The sequence below is a fragment of the Novosphingobium sp. 550D genome, from assembly GCF_057401885.1.
Genome location: NZ_CM171613.1, coordinates 2,965,020 through 2,983,389 on the forward strand (window position 1 = coordinate 2,965,020; position 18,370 = coordinate 2,983,389).

At 61.8% G+C, this 18,370-nt stretch carries 16 protein-coding genes; 3 read left to right on the forward strand and 13 right to left on the reverse strand.

Features of this window, described 5'->3' with window-relative positions:
- Nucleotides 1–126: 126 nt before the first annotated feature.
- From recA to AC2S2E_RS14125, 8 genes are all read right to left on the reverse strand, one after another.
- Nucleotides 127–1,200, reverse strand: a complete 1,074-nt coding sequence (gene recA / locus AC2S2E_RS14090; RefSeq protein WP_476103349.1) for a recombinase RecA — start codon at nucleotides 1,198–1,200, stop codon at nucleotides 127–129.
- 107 nt (nucleotides 1,201–1,307) lie between these two features.
- Nucleotides 1,308–3,767: a response regulator gene (locus tag AC2S2E_RS14095; protein ID WP_486524610.1), complete on the reverse strand. Its 2,460-nt coding sequence runs from the start codon at nucleotides 3,765–3,767 to the stop codon at nucleotides 1,308–1,310.
- A 12-nt stretch (nucleotides 3,768–3,779) separates the two neighbouring features.
- Complete coding sequence (locus tag AC2S2E_RS14100; RefSeq protein WP_486522784.1) at nucleotides 3,780–4,295, reverse strand: DUF2062 domain-containing protein; 516 nt, start codon at nucleotides 4,293–4,295, stop codon at nucleotides 3,780–3,782.
- Between the two features lie 44 nt (nucleotides 4,296–4,339).
- A complete protein-coding gene (smpB, locus tag AC2S2E_RS14105; RefSeq protein WP_172341395.1) occupies nucleotides 4,340–4,822 on the reverse strand; it encodes an SsrA-binding protein SmpB in 483 nt (160 codons plus the stop codon).
- Between the two features lie 156 nt (nucleotides 4,823–4,978).
- Complete coding sequence (locus AC2S2E_RS14110; RefSeq protein WP_476103345.1) at nucleotides 4,979–6,187, reverse strand: type III PLP-dependent enzyme domain-containing protein; 1,209 nt, start codon at nucleotides 6,185–6,187, stop codon at nucleotides 4,979–4,981.
- A 278-nt stretch (nucleotides 6,188–6,465) separates the two neighbouring features.
- Entirely contained in the window at nucleotides 6,466–7,650 is a 1,185-nt protein-coding gene (locus tag AC2S2E_RS14115) for a carboxynorspermidine decarboxylase (RefSeq protein ID WP_486522785.1), read from the reverse strand.
- Nucleotides 7,651–7,653: 3 nt separating this feature from the next.
- On the reverse strand, nucleotides 7,654–7,998 hold the full coding sequence (locus AC2S2E_RS14120; protein WP_476103341.1) for a DMT family protein: 345 nt from the start codon (nucleotides 7,996–7,998) through the stop codon (nucleotides 7,654–7,656).
- Nucleotides 7,998–9,209: a saccharopine dehydrogenase family protein gene (locus AC2S2E_RS14125; RefSeq protein WP_486522786.1), complete on the reverse strand. Its 1,212-nt coding sequence runs from the start codon at nucleotides 9,207–9,209 to the stop codon at nucleotides 7,998–8,000. Before AC2S2E_RS14125 ends, AC2S2E_RS14120 begins: the two co-directional genes overlap by 1 nt.
- A gap of 194 nt (nucleotides 9,210–9,403) precedes the next feature.
- Here AC2S2E_RS14125 and AC2S2E_RS14130 point away from each other — a divergent pair, with 194 nt between their 5' ends.
- On the forward strand, nucleotides 9,404–10,627 hold the full coding sequence (locus AC2S2E_RS14130; RefSeq protein WP_486522787.1) for a BtaA family protein: 1,224 nt from the start codon (nucleotides 9,404–9,406) through the stop codon (nucleotides 10,625–10,627).
- A gap of 5 nt (nucleotides 10,628–10,632) precedes the next feature.
- On the forward strand, nucleotides 10,633–11,286 hold the full coding sequence (locus tag AC2S2E_RS14135) for a class I SAM-dependent methyltransferase (RefSeq protein WP_486522788.1): 654 nt from the start codon (nucleotides 10,633–10,635) through the stop codon (nucleotides 11,284–11,286).
- 81 nt (nucleotides 11,287–11,367) lie between these two features.
- Here the strand turns inward: AC2S2E_RS14135 and AC2S2E_RS14140 are convergent, their stop codons facing one another.
- The 5 genes from AC2S2E_RS14140 to AC2S2E_RS14160 form a co-directional block, all read right to left on the reverse strand.
- Nucleotides 11,368–12,567, reverse strand: coding sequence for a class I SAM-dependent RNA methyltransferase (locus AC2S2E_RS14140; RefSeq protein WP_486522789.1), 1,200 nt, complete (start codon nucleotides 12,565–12,567; stop codon nucleotides 11,368–11,370).
- 15 nt (nucleotides 12,568–12,582) lie between these two features.
- Entirely contained in the window at nucleotides 12,583–13,935 is a 1,353-nt protein-coding gene (locus AC2S2E_RS14145) for an NAD(P)H-hydrate epimerase (protein WP_486522790.1), read from the reverse strand.
- An 8-nt stretch (nucleotides 13,936–13,943) separates the two neighbouring features.
- Nucleotides 13,944–15,785: a dihydroxy-acid dehydratase gene (ilvD, locus tag AC2S2E_RS14150; protein WP_486522791.1), complete on the reverse strand. Its 1,842-nt coding sequence runs from the start codon at nucleotides 15,783–15,785 to the stop codon at nucleotides 13,944–13,946.
- 79 nt (nucleotides 15,786–15,864) lie between these two features.
- The gene (locus tag AC2S2E_RS14155) at nucleotides 15,865–16,599 is read right to left on the reverse strand and encodes an N-formylglutamate amidohydrolase (RefSeq protein WP_476103325.1); all 735 of its coding nucleotides are present in this window, start codon (nucleotides 16,597–16,599) and stop codon (nucleotides 15,865–15,867) included.
- The gene (locus AC2S2E_RS14160) at nucleotides 16,596–17,423 is read right to left on the reverse strand and encodes a 4-(cytidine 5'-diphospho)-2-C-methyl-D-erythritol kinase (protein WP_486522792.1); all 828 of its coding nucleotides are present in this window, start codon (nucleotides 17,421–17,423) and stop codon (nucleotides 16,596–16,598) included. Before AC2S2E_RS14160 ends, AC2S2E_RS14155 begins: the two co-directional genes overlap by 4 nt.
- A gap of 104 nt (nucleotides 17,424–17,527) precedes the next feature.
- Here AC2S2E_RS14160 and AC2S2E_RS14165 point away from each other — a divergent pair, with 104 nt between their 5' ends.
- On the forward strand, nucleotides 17,528–18,307 hold the full coding sequence (locus tag AC2S2E_RS14165) for a uracil-DNA glycosylase family protein (protein WP_486522793.1): 780 nt from the start codon (nucleotides 17,528–17,530) through the stop codon (nucleotides 18,305–18,307).
- Nucleotides 18,308–18,370: the final 63 nt, after the last annotated feature.

The following is an 18,370-nucleotide window of genomic DNA, read 5'->3' on the forward strand; positions in this document are numbered from 1 at the left end:
TTTTGCCGAACAGAGCAATCTTTTGCCCAGTTTCCGCTGTTCAGCCCTACTTGCATTCTAAAAAAACAGGGGCGTGAGCGTTAATTCCGCCCACACCCCCGCGTTTTCAACCATCAACCAAAGGAATCACGCGTCATCTTCGGCCTCGGGACCGGCCATCATTTCACCGGCCAACCCTTCGGTCTGCGCACGAATGGCATTTTCGATCCGGTCACGCACTTCGGGGTGTTCGCGCAGATAGTTCTTCGAATTCTCGCGTCCCTGACCGATGCGGATCGAATCATAGCTGAACCATGCACCGGCCTTTTCAACGATCCCGGCCTTCACACCCAGATCGAGGATTTCACCGATCTTGGAAATGCCTTCGCCATACATGATGTCGAACTCGACCTGTTTAAAGGGCGGCGCCACCTTGTTCTTCACCACCTTCACGCGGGTGGCGTTGCCGACGATATCGTCGCGATCCTTGATCTGACCCGTGCGGCGAATGTCGAGACGCACCGACGCATAGAACTTGAGCGCATTGCCGCCCGTCGTGGTTTCCGGATTGCCGTACATCACGCCGATCTTCATGCGAACTTGGTTGATGAAGATGACCATACAACGCGAACGGCTGATCGAACCGGTCAGCTTGCGCAGCGCCTGGCTCATCAGACGCGCCTGAAGGCCCACATGGCTGTCGCCCATTTCACCTTCGATTTCGGCCCGCGGCACAAGGGCGGCAACCGAGTCGACCACCAGCACGTCAATCGCGTTCGAACGCACCAGCGTATCGACGATTTCCAGCGCCTGTTCGCCCGTATCGGGCTGCGACACGATCAGATTGTCGATATCGACGCCCAGTTTCTTGGCATAAACCGGATCGAGCGCGTGTTCGGCATCGACAAAAGCCGCCGTCCCGCCGCCCTTTTGTGCCTCTGCAATCGCGTGCAGCGCCAGAGTCGTCTTACCCGAGCTTTCGGGACCATAGATTTCGATAATACGCCCACGCGGCAAACCACCGATGCCCAGAGCAATATCAAGGCCCAGCGATCCGGTGGAAACGGCCTCCACCTGCATGGTTTCCTTGGCCCCCAGACGCATGGCAGATCCCTTGCCAAACGCCCGATCAATTTGTGCCAGAGCGGCTTCCAGCGCCTTTTGACGGTCCATGCTGTCCTTGTCCTTGCCTTCTTGAATCAGCTTGAGTTGAGCTGCCACATCCCGTCTCCTTGCTAAGGCGCTGTTGCCAAAGGTCAACACGGCATTGTGTATCGGATTTGTTCCAACGGAACAAGGGTGGAACAAAATTATTCCAACCGACCCGCTCAACCCTTCTTCGCGGCCCGTTTGGCCAACACTCCTGCCACTTTTCCAGCAATCTGATTTACGGAAAAAGGCTTAGCTATGAAGTGCATATTCTCGATATCGATCTCGCGGCGCAACTGCTCCTCGGCATAGCCGGACATGAACAGGACTGGCAAACCGGGTTCAACCGCGCGAATCGCCCGCGCCATGGCGGGGCCATCCATCGCCGGCATCACCACGTCCGAAACGATCAGGTCGAACATCGCCGCCCCTGATTCGCGCCTTGCCATCACCGCTTCAACGCCCTCTTCACCGTCACTGGCGGTTGTCACCTGATAACCGGCCCTGCTCAACGCCCTTTCCGCCACGACGCGCACGGCGTCCTCATCCTCAACCAAAAGGATATCGCCGCCGCCCGCCCAATGGGTCACTTCCTCACGCGGGCGCGCCACGGTTTCCACCGCGCCATGATGTACCGGCAAATAGACCGTAAACCGTGCGCCCGCCGGAACCCCATCCTGCGCCGCAACATTGTCGGCAAAAATGAAGCCGCCCGATTGTTTTACAATGCCATAGACCGTCGAGAGGCCCAATCCCGTCCCGCGCCCCTGCTCCTTCGAGGTAAAGAACGGCTCCCAGATCTTGCCCAGAATATCGGCCGGAATGCCGCCCCCCGTATCACGCACAACCAACGCCGTGTAATCGGCAATCGGCAGAATATCGCTGCCCATAGCGCGAACATCGGCCGCCGGAACCCGCCGCGTGGCCAGGATCAACGCCCCGCTGCCGTCGCCGCCCGCCTTGCGAGAGGCCTCCTGCATGGCATCGCGCGCGTTAACCACCAGATTGACGATGACCTGCTCCAACTGCGTCGGGTCGGCCCGCACCGCGCCCAGATCGCGGTCATGGCTGACCTGCAACTGGATCTTTTCGCCGATCAGGCGACGCAGCATTTGCGTAATATCCGACACGATATCGGGCAATTGCAGGACCTGTGGGCGCAGGGTCTGCTGACGACTAAACGCCAGCAATTGACGGGTCAGGCTGGCCGCTCGGTTTGAATTGGCGCGGATCTGTTGAATGTCGTCATAGTCGCTGTCACCCGGCGTATGGCGCAGCAGCATCAGGTCGCATGTGCCGATAATCGCGGTCAGCACATTGTTGAAATCATGCGCCACACCGCCCGCCAACTGGCCCACTGCCTGCATCTTGGTGGCCTGCGCCACCTGCCGCTTGAGCCGCGTTTCCTCGGTATTGTCGGTCAGGCCCAGCAGCACCGCCGCCTCCCCCAAACCGCGCACACCGGCCAGAGACAGCGAGACCGGATCATCCGGTTGCGCAGACAAACGCACCGCAACGTCCCCGCTGGTCGCCGCGCCATAGCCGAAACGGCGCACTGCATCCGACAAGGCCGCCTTATCCTCACGCACGACCAAATCGGTGGGATAGGTCGGAACCGCCTGCCCCTCCCGACCCGCAGCGCGCATGAAGGCCGCATTGGCGAACAACAGGCGGCCATCACGGTCCGCCATCGCCAGGCCCAGTGGCAATCCGCCCAACAAAGCCTGCAAATGCGGCACCGCCGCGCTCACCTCACCCGAACCGCAAAGGCCGACGCCCTGATCAACCAGCAGCATCAATGAAGGGCTGAGTTGTGGGTCGGCCGGGGCCGGACCATCGGGATCGACCAGAGGCAGATAGAATAACGTCAAAGGCACCGAATGTTTGACATCATGCGCCCAGAAAATCCGGTCCTGTTCATCCTGAGTCAACAGGCCGATGAAGGGTTGGCCAAGCAACATCCCGTCGCCGCCCGACCTTTGCGCAAAGGCCTTGTTCACCGCACGCAGGCTGCCGTCCGTTTCCACAACCGCCGCACAAAAACCGGCATGGCCCAAAACGACGCCCAATTTGCCGTTCAGATGGTCGCACAGCGCATCGACCGGATCGGTAACCGCCAAACGATGAAGCCGCCAAATCAGGTAAGCCTCGCCCCGCCCCGCACGGGTCACTGCAATCCGCCAATAGCCGCCATCAGGCCCCAGCAGACCATCCGCAGCACTCGCCCCGTCGCGCCAGGCCGAACGGGCCAATTCTTCCAGCACCGCGGCGCCGCCCTCACCAAAAGGCAAGGCAGGAGGCGCCCAGGCCCCGAAGGCATTTTCAAATGATCCATTGGCGCAGACCAGACGCCCCGCCCGGTCCGCCAGAGCTATCGCCGATTCGCCCTCAATCGCGGCAACTGTCACCGACCAGTCGGGCTCAACCACCTCGGCTTCTTGCGCGCCGCCGCGCGTCCGGCCCAGTACGAACACCAAGGCGCCCAAAACCAGCGCCCCGCCGACAAAGCCGGCCACCGCGCCCCATTGCCCCGTCGCCAACCACACCAGAGCGGCGCTGACCACCAGCGCCCCGCCGATCAGCAACAGTTCCATGACCGGCGCAGTCGTTTGGCCGCGCTCCTGTTCTCCCGACATCATCATCCCGTTTCGCTATGCTCTGGCGCGGCTTTGGCGACGCGCCTTGCGCACCATCACCACCCGCCGCCAGATCAAAGCCGCCAACACATAACCCACCGCTGCCGAAACCAGAGAGATCGTCCCCAGCCCGACCACCAGCGCCGGCGCGCCGTCCGACAAGAGCCATTGGCCCCACGCGCGCATGCCCGCTCCGCTGCGATAGAGATGGTCCAGAGTGTTCAGATCGGCGTGAAATCCGAAATTATTGCCCACCGAAATCGCGCCCACCAAAATGAAGGGCGTCGTGGCCGGATTGGACAAAAAGGTCATGGCGCCCGCCAGCGGAATATTCCCCCGCCACGGCACGCACATCAGCGCCGCCCCGACCAATTGCACGCCGGGGATCAGCGCGAATATGCCCACCAAAAGGCCAACGGCCACGCCGCGCGGGACGCTGCGCCGGTTGAAACGCCACAGATCGGCGCGCAGCACCAGATGGGCAAAAGGGGCGATAATGCGGCTGTTTTCCAAAGCCGCGCGGGTGGGCAAAAGGTTACGTGCCCAATTGGAAAGAGATACGAGCCGCCGCCCGCTCACTTGTATTCCCTCATGATGCGGGCCTGATCGCGCTTCCATTCACGGTCTTTGATCGTGTTGCGCTTATCCGCGTCATTCTTGCCCTTGGCCAGCGCCAGTTCGACCTTGGCCCGGCCCCGGCCATTGAAATAGACCGAGAGCGGCACCAGCGTCATGCCCTTGCGCTCAACCGCGCCGGTCAGCTTCGCGATCTCGCGCTCGTGGAGCAGCAATTTGCGCGGGCGCTTGGGTTCGTGGTTGAACCGATTGCCATGGCTGAATTCGGGCACATTGGCGTTAACCAGCCAGACCTGACCATCGCGCACCTCGGCATAGGCTTCGGCGATCGAACCTTCGCCAAAGCGCAAAGACTTCACCTCGGTGCCGGTCAGGGCGATGCCTGCCTCCAGCTTATCCTCGATGAAATAGTCGAAACGCGCGCGCCGGTTTTCGGCAACGGTCTTTTTCTTGTCGAATTGGGTCGGAGTCGGACGGGCCATGATAATCCGCATGTAGGGAGTAGAGGCCTCCAACGGAAGACCCTTGCCAGACCGTTTTCGAGCCAAACTGTGAAATGGGGGTAAAAACCGGCGAATGGTTGAAACAAAAAGGGCGGCCGATGACCGACCGCCCCGTTTTGTCCGATGTCCAGCGACTTAGCGCAGGCGAACCACATTGTCCGAATGACGCGGATCACGGCGGGTGCCGCAATATTGCGTCGCCATCGGCTCGTCGCCCACCAGCACTTCAAGTCCGGCGCCAAAACCGTTGAAGCGCGTGCGCATCGCCGCGCCATAGGCGCCCAGCATGCCGATCTCGATATAATCACCCGGCGCGATGTCGGCGGGAAGACGGAACGGGCCTTCCATATAGTCGGCATCATCACAGGTCGGGCCATAGAAGGCAAAGTCTTCCTCGGCGCTGTCACGCTCGGCGTTCAGACACTTGACCGGGAAACGCCATTCGACATGGGCCGCATCATAGAGTGCGCCATAGGCGCCTTCGTTGATGAACAGCTCGTTGCCGCGGCGCTTTTCCACCTGCACGATCATCGAGTTATATTCCGCCGACAGCGCACGACCGGGTTCGCACCACAGTTCAGACGAATAGGACACCGGCAGCGATTCAGCGGCGCGGTGGATCGAGGCGAAATAGTCCTCCATCGGCGCAGGCTCCATCCCCGGATAGATCGAGGGGAAACCGCCACCAACGTCGATGATGTCGACCGTGACCGATGCGTCCACAATCGCGGCGCGGACGCGTTCCAGAGCCTGAACATAGGCAAAGGGCGTCATCGCCTGCGAACCGACGTGGAAACAGATGCCAAGGCAATCGGCAACCTGACGTGTGGCCTGAAGCAGCGGGGCCGCATCGGCCAGATCAATGCCGAATTTCGACGCAAGGCTCAGTTCCGAATATTCGCTCGACACGCGCAGACGCACGCAGAGCGAAAGGTCGGTGGCCGCATTGCCGTCACGATCGCGGGTCGCCTCGACGATTTTTTCCAGTTCCTCGTGGGAATCGAGGCTGAACGTGCGAACGCCGTGAATGTGATAGGCTTCGTGGATCGCGGCGACGGGCTTGACCGGGTGCATGAAGCAAAGGGTCGGCTCCGAGCCAAGCGTTTCGCGCACCAGACGCACTTCGGCGATGCTGGCCGTGTCGTAATGCGTCACGCCATTGTCCCACAGCACGGCCAGAAGGTCGGGCGAAGGATTGGCCTTGACGGCATAGAGCGACTTGCCCGGAAACTTTTCGACAAAGAATCGAGCAGCACGCGCCGCAGCCTGCGGGCGATTGAGAATGACGGGTTCGTTGGGCGAGAGAGCGCGAACTACAGCCGGTGCGTCAAGATGAATGGACAACGCAAGGGACCCCCAAATGGCCAAAAGGCCGTTAGAACAAGGAAAGCTGCCTTGCGGTTTGGAAGTCCCCATGGGGCAGCGAGGGGGGTGCATATAGGCGGTTTGTCGGGGGGTGCAAGGGGAAAAAATGCCCCTTCGCCCACGCTTTGGCGCAATTTTGCGTAAAAATTGGCGATTGTGAAAAATCGCAGAATTTGATGACATCTATGTGACAAGGGCGATGCCGCAGTGCAGCATCACCCCATCAAATCAATACATTGATAAATTGCGTTTTTCGCTCAACTAAGCCGATCGCGGAACGTTTCCCATCCAAAATGTTTCACACATTCCAGCGAATCATCCGCGCTGTTCCAGAGCCAGATCGAAGGCAAAGGAACACCATTAAAGGTCGTGGTTTTCACCATCGAATAATGCGCCTGATCAAGGAAGGCGAAACGCTGGCCCGGCTCGCAGGGAACCGGCAGGCGATAGTCGCCGATCACATCACCCGCGAGGCACGAAGGACCGCCCAGACGAACCGCCTCGCCATCCTCGCGCTCGCCAAGCATGGCGGGGCGATAGGGCGCCTCAATCACGTCGGGCATATGGCAAGTGGCCGAAATATCGACGATGGCCACCGGAATGCCATTGGTGTGCGTGTCCAGAATCGTACCGATCAGAATGCCCGCGTCGAGCGCAACCGCCTCACCCGGCTCCAGATAGAGTTCGCAACCCGTTTCGGCCTTTACCGCCTTGAGGAAAGCCACCAGATCATCGCGTTGATAATCGGCGCGGGTGATGTGATGACCGCCGCCGAAATTGAGCCAGCGGATCGGCCCGCCATTCACCGCCAGCCAGGGCGCAATGGTCGGCTTCAAAGCCTCCCACGTACGCAGCAGCGGTTCGAAATCTTGTTCGCACAACGTGTGGAAATGGATGCCAGTGACGCCTTCGAGATGTTCTGGCGTGATCTGATCCACCGGGAAGCCCAGACGCGATCCCAATGCGCAGGGGTCATATTTCTCGACTTCGCCCTCGCGGTGCAGCGGATTGATGCGCAGGCCAATGTCAAACTCCTGCCCCGCCGCGCGCGCCGCGTCCAGTTCAGGCCGAAAACGGGCCAGTTGATTGGGCGAATTAAAGATCACGTGATCCGAAATCGCGCAAATCTCGGCCAGATCCTCGGCCTTATATCCGGCGCAATAGGTGGCAATCTCGCCCATATACGACTGCTGGGCCAAACGCGCTTCCCACAAACCGCTGGTGCAGACGCCGTCGAGATATTCGCCCACGATCGAGGCCACACGCCACATCGAAAACGCCTTCATCGCGGCCAGAACCTTGACCCCGGCCCGGTCGCGCACATCGGCCAGAACCGACAGATTGGCCCGCAAACGCGCCTCGTCCACCAAAAAGGCGGGCGAGTTCACACGGTTCAGGTCGAAATGCGCAAAGGCGCCGGGATCACCCGCACGAGTTTCCAACTGTCAATTCCCTTTGAAAATCAGCGCTGCGCCCGCGATAATCAGCGCAAAGCCCGCCAATTGCGCCAGCCCCGGCTTTTGCCCGAACAGCGCCCATGCCACCAGCACGAAACCGGCCAGTGAAAACACTTCCTGCATCGTCTTGAGCTGGGCCAGCGAATAGGCCTTTGACCCCAACCGATTGGCAGGGACGGCCAGCCAATATTCGAAAAAGGCCAGCCCCCATGAGGCCAGCACGGCCACCCAGATCGCCTCTTTGGGCGCCTTGAGATGGCCATACCACGCCACATTCATGAACAGATTCGACCCCGCCAGCATCAGCGGAGGCAGGATCAAACCCCAGTTCATCAGAACTGCACCGGACCGGCCAGTTCTTCCACGCTCCACGGCAAGCCATGCTTGTTCAGCATGTCCATGAAGGGATCGGGATCGAACTGTTCGATGTTGAACACGCCATCGCCCGTCCACACATCCTGCATGATCATGGCCGCGCCAATCATGGCCGGAACGCCGGTGGTATAGGACACCGCCTGATTTCCGGTTTCTTCATAGCACACTTCATGGTCACAGATGTTCTTGATGTAGAACGTCTTTTCACCGCTGCCATCCAGCGCTTCGCCCGTGGCGATGTCGCCGATATTGGTCTTGCCCTTGGTCGTCGCGCCCAGCGTGCTGGGTTCGGGCAGAACCGCCTTGAGGAACTGGAGCGGAATGATTTCCACGCCATTGTAGATCACCGGATCGATGCGGGTCATGCCCACATTCTGCAACACGGTCAGATGCTTGATGTATTCATCGCCAAAGGTCATCCAGAACCGCGCGCGCTCCAGTTCAGGGATGAACTTGGCGAGGCTTTCCAGCTCCTCGTGATACATCATGTACATGTTCTTGGGGCCAACTTCGGCAAAGTCGAACTGAACCTTGTTGGCCATCGCCGGGGTTTCGACGAACTGGCCGCCTTCCCAGTGGCGCGCAGGCGCGGTCACTTCGCGGATGTTGATTTCCGGGTTGAAGTTGGTCGCAAAAGCCTGCCCATGATCGCCGCCGTTGCAATCCAGAATGTCGAGCTGGCGAATGGTCTTCAGCTTGTGCTTCTTGAGCCACATCGCGAAAACCGAGGTCACGCCCGGATCGAAACCCGACCCCAGCAGCGCAGTCAGGCCCGCTTCCTTGAAGCGGTCCTGATAGGCCCACTGCCAGTGGTATTCGAACTTGGCCACATCCTTGGGCTCGTAATTCGCGGTGTCCATATAATGCGCGCCCGCGATCAGGCACGCGTCCATGATCGTCAGATCCTGATAGGGCAGCGCCAGATTGACCACCAGCTTGGGCCCGATCTGCTTGATGAGAGCGGCCAGCGCCGGCACATCCTCGGCATCGATCGCATAGGTGGCGATATCAACGCCCGTTCGCTCCTTCACCGAAGCGGCAATCGCGTCGCACTTGGCTTTCGTGCGGCTGGCCAGATGGATATCCGAAAAGATATCCGCATTCATGGCCATCTTGTGCACCGCCACCGATCCGACGCCGCCCGCGCCAATCACCAGAACCTTGCCCATGGGCGAAACTCCATAAAAACGGGCCGGCGCTGATGCCCGACCCTGAAAAATCCGAATGCCGCCATATAGGGCCGTATTGTGACAGCACAACATGCCTTGTTGTCTTGAAATCGTCACGGGTGCGTCATGCCCCCGCAACACACCGGTCATATGAGCGCTGCAAATACTCTAAGCCCGGCCGGAGAACCGCATCCATGTCCGCCCCCATGCGCCAAGCGCACATTATCGACAATGCCGTGGTCCGCAATGACGCGCCCAAGCGAGAGCGCCTGGCCGACCGCGCCTTTGCGCTGGCCTTTCGAGGCCTCGTCTATGCCCAGATCTGGGAAGATCCGGTGGTCGACATGGCCGCATTGGACATTCAACCCGACAGCCGGATCGTCACCATCGCCAGCGGATCGTGCAATGCGCTGTCCTATCTGGTGGCGGACCCTGCGCAGATTACCGCGGTTGACCTCAACACCGCGCATATTGCGCTGGGCAATCTGAAATTTGCCGCGCTGCGCTATTTGCCCGACTATGACGCGCTACGCCGGTTCTTTGTCGAGGCCGACAACAAGGCCAATGTCGCAGCCTATCGCCAATATCTCGCCTCGCATCTGGATGATGCCACCCGCCGTTACTGGGAAGGGCGCGATCTGGTCGGGCGCAAGCGGATCGGCGGCTTTGCCAATGGCATCTATAAACGCGGATTGCTGGGCAATTTCATTGGCATGGCCCATTTCGTCGCCCGCCTTTACCGCGTCGATCTACGCTCTATCCTCAGCGCGCAGAGCATTGAAGACCAACGCCGGATCTTTGATGAAAAGATCGCGCCCGTTTTCGACAAACGCTTCATCCGCTGGCTGACCAACCAACCTGCCAGCCTGTTCGGCCTTGGCATTCCGCCCGCGCAATTCGACGCTCTGGCCGGGGATCAGCGTATGGCCCATGTGCTGCGCGCGCGGCTGGAAAAGCTGGCCTGCGACTTTGCCGTGGGCGAAAACTACTTCGCATGGCAGGCCTTCAATCGCGGCTATGGCAAAGGGCCGGATGCCCCCCTGCCCCCCTATCTGCAACCCGCCAATTATGAAGTCGTGCGCGACCGCGTCAGCCGCATCACATGGCGCCACGTCAATTTCACCGACCACCTGCGCGAACAGGCCGATGCCTGCCTCGACCGCTACATCCTGCTCGACGCGCAGGATTGGATGAGCGACGAGCAATTGACCGACCTGTGGCAACAGATCACCCGCACGGCCCGCCCCGGCGCCCGCGTCCTGTTTCGCACGGCGGCGGAGGAAACGCTGCTGCCCGGCCGCGTGCCCGACGCCATCCTGTCACGATGGGATTACAGCGAGGCCGAAGCGCGCGACCTGATCCGCGCCGATCGTTCGTCGATCTATGGCGGCCTCCACCTCTATCGGTTCAAGGGGTAATCGCGATGGCCACGGCACCCACGCTCGACAACCACGGCGATCTGATGGACAGCGTCTATCGCTGGCAACGCCATATCTATGATGCGACGCGCAAATACTTCCTGTTTGGCCGGGATCGCCTGATCCGGGGCTTGCGGATCCCCTATGGCGGCGCGATTCTGGAAATCGGCTGCGGTACAGGGCGCAATCTCTCGCTGGTGCGCGCCTTGTGGCCCAAGACGCAGATCCACGGACTGGATATTTCGCCCCTGATGCTGGAAACGGCGGCGGATCGGTTGGGCGGCCGCGCGCGATTGGAATTGGGCGATGCCTGCGATTTTAACGCCCCGGCCTTGTTCGGACGCCCGCATTTTGAACGAGTGATGATCTCCTTTGCCCTGTCCATGATCCCGGCATGGGAAGACGCCATGGCGCAGGCTATCGCCGTCCTTGCTCCGGGCGGCGAACTCCACATCGTCGATTTCGGCGAGGCGCACGGTCTGCCCACCCCATTGCGCTGGACCCTGATGCGCTGGCTGGCGCATTTCCATGTCTCGCCGCGCACCGAGCTTTTGGACGTTGCGCGGCATCTGGCAGGCTCCATCGCATCGGTGGAGACTCATGACGGCCCGCTGGGTTACTATCGCATGATCATCATCCGGCGGTACACGGGAACCTGATTCCCGCCCCTCCGTGATAGCGATGAACAGGGCCATGCTGACACCGGCGAGGGCTGTCCGGGCCTTTTACCTTACGCTGATTTAATCGCGCACGAACAGGCTGGCCAATTCGACATGCGTGGTCCAGCGGAATTGCCCCACCGGACGCAGTTCGGCCAGACGATAGCCGCCCTCGATCAATTGCGCCGCATCGCGGGCCCAGCTTGACGGGTTGCAGCTGACATAGACGACGCGCTTGACCGTGCTGGCCGCAATACGCCCGACCTGTTCACGCGCGCCCGCACGTGGCGGGTCCAGCACCACGCCGCCAAAGCGATTGAGTTCATCGGGCATCAACGGATTGCGGAACAGATCGCGGTGCAAGGGATGGACGATCAACCCCGAACGCCCCGCCGCCAATTTGGACGCCAAAAAGGCCGCCTGATCGGCTTCCGCGGCCAGAACCTTTGACCCGGCCTTGGCCAGAGCAAAGGCAAAAGTGCCAAGGCCGGAGAACAAATCCGCCACCGGCGACACGCCCTTGAGCCATTCCACCGCCGCGCCCACCAGCGCCTGTTCCCCGTCCAGCGTCGCCTGAAGGAAGGCGCCGGGCGGCAAAGGCACCGGCACACCCGACAAGCTGATCGTCACCGCATCGGGTTCCCACAGGCTTTCCGGGCCATAACCCTGGTCCAGCGACAGGCGCGCCAGATTGTTGTCGCGGGCAAAATCAAGACAGGCCTCGGTCTGCTGCAAACCTTCAACCGTCATGCCCTTGATCGAAACGTCAACGCCCTGATCGGCCAGAGCCAGATCGATTTCAACCGCAAAGCGCCCATCGCGACGCGCCAGCATCTTGCGCAAAGGTCCAAGAATAGCCGTCAATTCCGGCGCCAGAACCGGACATTCCTTGAGATCGACCAGCTTGTGCGAGCCGCCTTCGGAATAGCCCAGCGCAATCGCACCGCCCACGCGCGCCGCCCGCAACGAAGCACGACGGCGCGTGCCCGCAGGCGACAGATGCGTGCGCGCCAGAATTTCCGGCTCCATCCCCTGACCACGCGCGGCATGAACCACGCGGTCGCGCACGAATTCGGCCAGCGCATCATCGCCCACATGTTGCAGCGTACAGCCCCCGCAAGTGCCGAAATGGCGGCAAACCGGCGCGGTGTAATTCGGCCCGCGTTCAATCGAACCATCAGAGCGCAAGACATCCCCCGGCGCGCCTCCGGCCACATAGGCCCCGCTGGCCGTTACGCCATCGCCCTTGGCGGCAATGCGCAGGATTGTTTCGTCACTCATGATGGCCCCTTAGATCTAGAGGCTGGCCCGATAGGCCTTTGCGATGGATTTGGCCAGTTCCCCGGCAGAAAAAGGCGCGGGCGTGATGCGCGCGGCCTCTCCATGCAGCCAGACGCCCTGGCAAGCAGCCGCGAAAGGATCGGCGCCATTGGCCAAGCGGCTGGCGATAGTACCGGCCAGAACATCACCCGTTCCCGCCGTGGACAACCAGCTTGAGGCCCGATGCGCCGCCGCCCAGCGGCCGTCAGGTGCGGCAACAATCGTGTCCGGCCCCTTGGCCACGATCACCATACCGCTGGCCCGCGCCAAGGCGGTTGCGCGGGCGATCTTTGTGTCGCCGCTTGTGCCGAAATGCCGCTCCAATGCGGCCAATTCGCCTTCATGCGGCGTGGCAATCGCGGCCCGCATCCCTTTGGAAAGCAGATGACAGGCATCGGCATCCAGCACAATCGCCCGCCCCGACGCCATCGCATCGGCCAGCAGAAAGTGCCCCGCCGCATCGCGCCCCAGCCCCGGCCCGATCAGCAGCGCCGAAAGCCGATCATCGGAACAATCCGCCCTCGCGCAAACCAGATCGGCAGGCAACGACAGGGGGGCATCGCAAAGCAATTTGACATAACCCGCGCCCGCACCCTGCGCCGCCATGGCCGCCATTATCGCCGCGCCCGGCATCGCCCCCACCACCACGCCCAGCAGTCCGCGCCGATATTTATGCGCGTCCGCCGCAGGGGCATGAAACCGGGGCCGCGCCAACACCGCCCCCGAATCCGCCACCGCGCCGCAGCCAATATCGACCAGCACCAATTCCCCCATCCGCGCGCAGGCGGGCATGAGAAAATGCGCAGCCTTCCACGCGCCAAGGGCAATCGTCAGATGATATTCGGGCAGGCCGTCATTCTGCACCGCCCCGGTGTCGGTCGCAACACCGCTGGGCAAATCGACGGCGATTCTTTTGGCATGGCGCGCAGCAAGGCCGTTGAGCAGCGCCAAATCCGCCTCGCCCAACCCCCGCGTCAGGCCAGTGCCATAGAGGCAATCGACCAGCACATCGCCATCGACCACCCCATGCGCAACGTCGCCATGATAGAGCGAGCGGGCCACCTTTGCCGCATCGCTGCGCGGTTCGGCGGCGGGAACGACGGTGATCTTGCCACCCCGCCGCCGGATGGCCTCGGCAATGACCCAGCCATCGCCGCCATTGTTACCCGGTCCGGTCAGCACCGTCACACGGCGCTGCGGTCCTGCAATGCGCCAGATATAATCAGCAGCCCCGTTCCCGGCGCGCTGCATCAATTCATCCACCCCAACCCCGCCCGCGATCAGAGCGCCCTCTGCAGCGCGCATCTGATCAGCGGTCAGGATCTGCATGGGCGCGATCATTTCAGCTGCGAGAGATCCCGCACCGCGCCCTTGGCCGCGCTGGTGGTCATCGCGGCATAGGCCTGCAAGGCGGTTGAAACCTTGCGCGGGCGTTCCTTGGCAGGCTTCCAACCCTTGGCTTCCTGCGCGGCGCGGCGCTGTGCCAGCACTTCGTCGGAAACGGCAAGGTTGATCGTACGGCCGGGGATGTCGATCTCGATCACATCGCCGGTTTCCACCAGGCCGATCGCCCCGCCCTCGGCAGCCTCAGGCGAGGCATGGCCGATAGACAGGCCCGATGTGCCGCCCGAAAAGCGACCGTCGGTAATCAAAGCGCAGGCCTTGCCCAGCCCCTTCGACTTCAGATAGCTGGTCGGATAGAGCATTTCCTGCATGCCGGGGCCACCCTTTGGCCCTTCATAGCGGATGACAACCACGTCGCCCGCCACAACCTGTCCGGTCAGGATTGCCGTCACCGCCGCGTCCTGGCTTTCGTAAACCTTGGCGGGGCCGGTGAATTTCAGGATGCTTTCATCCACGCCCGCCGTTTTGACGATGCAGCCTTCCAGAGCGATATTGCCGAACAGGACCGCCAGACCGCCATCCTTGGAAAAGGCATGTTCGCAGCTGCGGATCACGCCCTTTTCGCGGTCGGTGTCGAGCGATTCCCAGCGGCGGCTCTGGCTGAAGGCCACCTGCGTCGGCACGCCGCCCGGCGCGGCAAGGAAGAATTCCTGCACTTCCGGGTCGTTGCTGCGACCGATGTCCCACTTGGCCAGCGCATCGCGCAGCGTGGGCGAATGGACCGTGGGCAGATCGGCATGGAGCAGCCCGCCGCGCTCCAGCTCGCCAAGGATCGAATAGATGCCGCCGGCGCGGTGGACGTCCTCCATATGCACGTCATTCTTGGCCGGGGCCACCTTGGACAGGCAGGGCACACGGCGCGAGAGGCGGTCAATGTCATTCATGGTGAAATTGACGCCCGCTTCCTGCGCGGCGGCCAGCAGGTGGAGCACGGTGTTGGTGCTGCCGCCCATCGCGATGTCCAGGCTCATCGCGTTTTCGAACGCTTCAAAGCTGGCGATGTTGCGCGGCAGCACGCTTTCATCGTCCTGCTCATAATAACGCTTGCACAGTTCCACGGCCAGACGCCCGGCGCGCAGGAACAGTTCCTTGCGGTCGCTATGCGTGGCCAGCGTCGAACCATTGCCCGGCAGCGAAAGGCCCAGCGCCTCGGTCAGACAGTTCATCGAATTGGCGGTGAACATGCCGCTGCACGACCCGCAGGTGGGGCAGGCCGAGCGTTCGATGGTCTTCACTTCTTCATCGGTATAGGCTTCGTCAGCCGCCGCGACCATGGCATCGACCAGATCGAGCGCCACTTCCTTGCCGCGCAGCACGACCTTGCCCGCTTCCATCGGCCCGCCGGACACGAAGACCACGGGGATGTTCAGACGCATCGCGGCCATCAGCATGCCCGGCGTGATCTTGTCGCAGTTCGAAATGCAGACCATCGCGTCGGCGCAGTGGCCGTTGACCATATATTCGACGCTGTCGGCAATCAGATCGCGGCTGGGCAGCGAATAGAGCATGCCGTCATGACCCATCGCGATGCCATCGTCGATGGCGATCGTGTTGAATTCCTTGGCAACGCCGCCTGCCGCCTCAATCTCACGCGCGACCAATTGGCCCAGATCCTTGAGATGAACGTGACCCGGCACGAACTGGGTAAAGCTGTTGACGACGGCGATGATCGGCTTGCCGAAATCGCTGTCCTTCATGCCGGTGGCGCGCCACAGCCCGCGTGCGCCCGCCATGTTGCGGCCGTGGGTAGAGGTGCGTGAACGATAGGCAGGCATGGGGATACTCCGACAGACTCGAAAATGACGTTTGCGCCCCTACAGCCCCCAAGGGCAAGTGGCAATGTGAAAATTGCAATTACGGAAGATTTAGCGCAATTTTATTACAAAGATCAGCCATGCGCTCGGCCCACTCCGCCTGTCCCGCCGGATCGCCGATCAAATCCTGCCGGATCTCGACGCCCAGATAGGGCCGCCCCTCGGCCTCGGCATGGTGGTTCATGGAATAATTCAGGACATGGCCCGAATAGGGCAACTGGTCCCCCACGACCAAACCTTGGGCCTCCAGCAAGGGGATGGCGATGCGCGGCGCACGATCATCCTGATTGTACAGAACGCCAATATGCCACGGGCGCGGCTCATCGCTGGTGGCCAATTGCGGCGTAAAGGAATGCAGCGACAGGATCAGCGCGGGCGGCACATCATCGAGCAATTGCGCCAAGGCGTTGTGATAGGGCTGATGAAACCGCTCCAGCCGGGCGGTGCGGGCCTCTGGCGACAGATCATTGCCGGGGATCACGTGGCCATCGCTGACATGGGGGATGGTCGATGCCTGATGCTCACCACGGTTGAGATCGCAGACCAAACGGCTGACATTGGCGCAAAAGGCGGCGATGCCGGGGCGCCGGGCCATGATTTGCGCAATGGCCCCCACGCCAATGTCGATGGCGATATGCTGCTCCATCAACTCTGGCGCGATGCCAAGGTCGATGTCATCGGGCACGCGATTGCTGGCATGATCCGATACGATCAGGATGCCGCCAAACTTGGGCTCGCCAAAAAGCTGATAGGCGTCATGGTTGCGCGCGATCATCGCAGCAGCCCCCCCAATTGCCACCATGCGGGATGATTGGTTGCGATCATCGCGGCGGCGGCATCGCGCGCGGCCACGTCGTCGAACAGGGCAAAACAGGTCGCCCCCGAACCCGACATGCGCGACAGCCAAGCGCCCGTATGTCCCAAAGCCGCAAGCACATCGGCCACCGGCGGGCAGATCGCAATCGCGGGCGCCTCAAGGTCGTTGCGGCCATGACGGGCAATATCGCGGGCGCTGCCTTCGGGCATGGGGCCGCGATCCACCCGGTCCCACGCCTTGAAAACCGGCCCGGTGGGTAAGGGAACACGAGGGTTGACCAGCAACACCGGGCAGCCTTTCAAATCCTCGGGCGCGGGTTCAAGCTGCGTCCCCGTGCCGCGCCCGACCATGGCGATGCTTTCAACGCAGGCTGGAACGTCCGCGCCCAAACCGGCGGCCAGTTCATGCCAATTATCCGGCAATACCCCGGCCCGCCGCGCCATGCGGAAAACCGCGCCCACATCGGCCGATCCGCCCCCAAGCCCCGCCGCCACCGGCAAAGCCTTGTCCAGAGCCACCGCCCAGCCGCCTTCACGCGGGATCAACGCCAGCGCATCGAGAACCAGATTGCTCTCCTCTCCGGCCAGAAGCGGCGAAAATTCCCCCGTAATGGCCAGCGAATCCCCGCCCGCCGGGGTCGCGGTCAATTCATCGCCCGCATCGACAAAGGCAAAGAGCGTTTCCAGCTCATGATAGCCATCTTCGCGGCGACGGCGCACGTGAAGCGCCAGATTGATCTTGGCACATGCCGTTTCGGACAGGGGGTAATCGGACGTGTTCATGCCCCTCCCCATGGCCCGCCCGCCACGCACAGGCAAGACGCCAATGCATGAAATTGCCGCACAGGACTTGTCATCTGCCTCCTATCCGGCCAATCAGGCGCGCAATGACTGGGCAAGCTCCTATTTCGGCACAGATCGCCGCCGCGCTCGATTGGTGGCGCGAGGCCGGGGTCAGCTATGCCTATACCGAAGAGCCGCAGGAATGGCTTGAGGAACCGGCCGAGGAAGGCAAGCCCCCGCCCCCGCCGATGATGCGGGCCAAACCCGAACCGCCACCACCTCCGCCCCGCCCCCGCCTTGGCGGAGAGGTTGAGCAGTGGCCCAAGATATTGGCCGATTTCACGCCATGGTGGATGGGCGAGGCAACGCTGGACCCTACCGGCACGTCGGGCCGGGTGCCGCCTCGCGGGCCGATTGGCGCGGACCTGATGGTGGTTGTGCCGATGCCCGAAAATGTGGACGCGGAAACGGGTGAATTGCTCAGCGGACCTCAGGGGCGCTTGCTGTCGGCCATGTTGCGCGTGATGGGGCTGTCGGTGGGGGATTGCTATCTGGCGTCTGCCCTTCCCCGCGCCATGCCTGCGCCCGATTGGGATTTCCTGCGCAACGAAGGGATGGGTGCTGTTTTGGCCCATCACATCATGCTGGCCGCGCCAAAACGCCTGCTTTTGCTGGGTGACCGCATCCTGCCGCTGCTTGGCCACGCCCCATCGCAAAAGCCTGCCCTTTTGCCTTTGATTAACCAAAGTGAGGCAGGGATTAATGAGCAGAGCGCGGGCGGCGTCTCTGTTCTGGCGGCTCAGGATCTGGGCATGTTGCTGGAAAATCCACGGCGCAAGGCCGGTTTCTGGCGCAGTTGGCTCGGTTGGGCCGATCACGATTGATGCGATAATAGGACGGACGGGGTTTGCTTTTGCTGCGACGGGATCAACATTGGGGTGGGCGAC

Excerpts from the sequence above, each read along its gene's own strand:
- AC2S2E_RS14095 (WP_486524610.1), bottom strand. The coding sequence starts at position 3,767 with ATGATGTCGGGAGAACAGGAGCGCGGCCAAACGACTGCGCCGGTCATG.
- smpB (WP_172341395.1), bottom strand. The coding sequence starts at position 4,822 with ATGGCCCGTCCGACTCCGACCCAATTCGACAAGAAAAAGACCGTTGCC.
- AC2S2E_RS14120 (WP_476103341.1), bottom strand. The coding sequence starts at position 7,998 with ATGAACTGGGGTTTGATCCTGCCTCCGCTGATGCTGGCGGGGTCGAAT.
- AC2S2E_RS14125 (WP_486522786.1), bottom strand. The coding sequence starts at position 9,209 with ATGGGCAAGGTTCTGGTGATTGGCGCGGGCGGCGTCGGATCGGTGGCG.
- AC2S2E_RS14130 (WP_486522787.1), top strand. The coding sequence starts at position 9,404 with ATGTCCGCCCCCATGCGCCAAGCGCACATTATCGACAATGCCGTGGTC.
- AC2S2E_RS14135 (WP_486522788.1), top strand. The coding sequence starts at position 10,633 with ATGGCCACGGCACCCACGCTCGACAACCACGGCGATCTGATGGACAGC.
- AC2S2E_RS14140 (WP_486522789.1), bottom strand. The coding sequence starts at position 12,567 with ATGAGTGACGAAACAATCCTGCGCATTGCCGCCAAGGGCGATGGCGTA.
- AC2S2E_RS14145 (WP_486522790.1), bottom strand. The coding sequence starts at position 13,935 with ATGCAGATCCTGACCGCTGATCAGATGCGCGCTGCAGAGGGCGCTCTG.
- ilvD (WP_486522791.1), bottom strand. The coding sequence starts at position 15,785 with ATGCCTGCCTATCGTTCACGCACCTCTACCCACGGCCGCAACATGGCG.
- AC2S2E_RS14155 (WP_476103325.1), bottom strand. The coding sequence starts at position 16,599 with ATGATCGCGCGCAACCATGACGCCTATCAGCTTTTTGGCGAGCCCAAG.
- AC2S2E_RS14160 (WP_486522792.1), bottom strand. The coding sequence starts at position 17,423 with ATGAACACGTCCGATTACCCCCTGTCCGAAACGGCATGTGCCAAGATC.
- AC2S2E_RS14165 (WP_486522793.1), top strand. The coding sequence starts at position 17,528 with ATGACTGGGCAAGCTCCTATTTCGGCACAGATCGCCGCCGCGCTCGAT.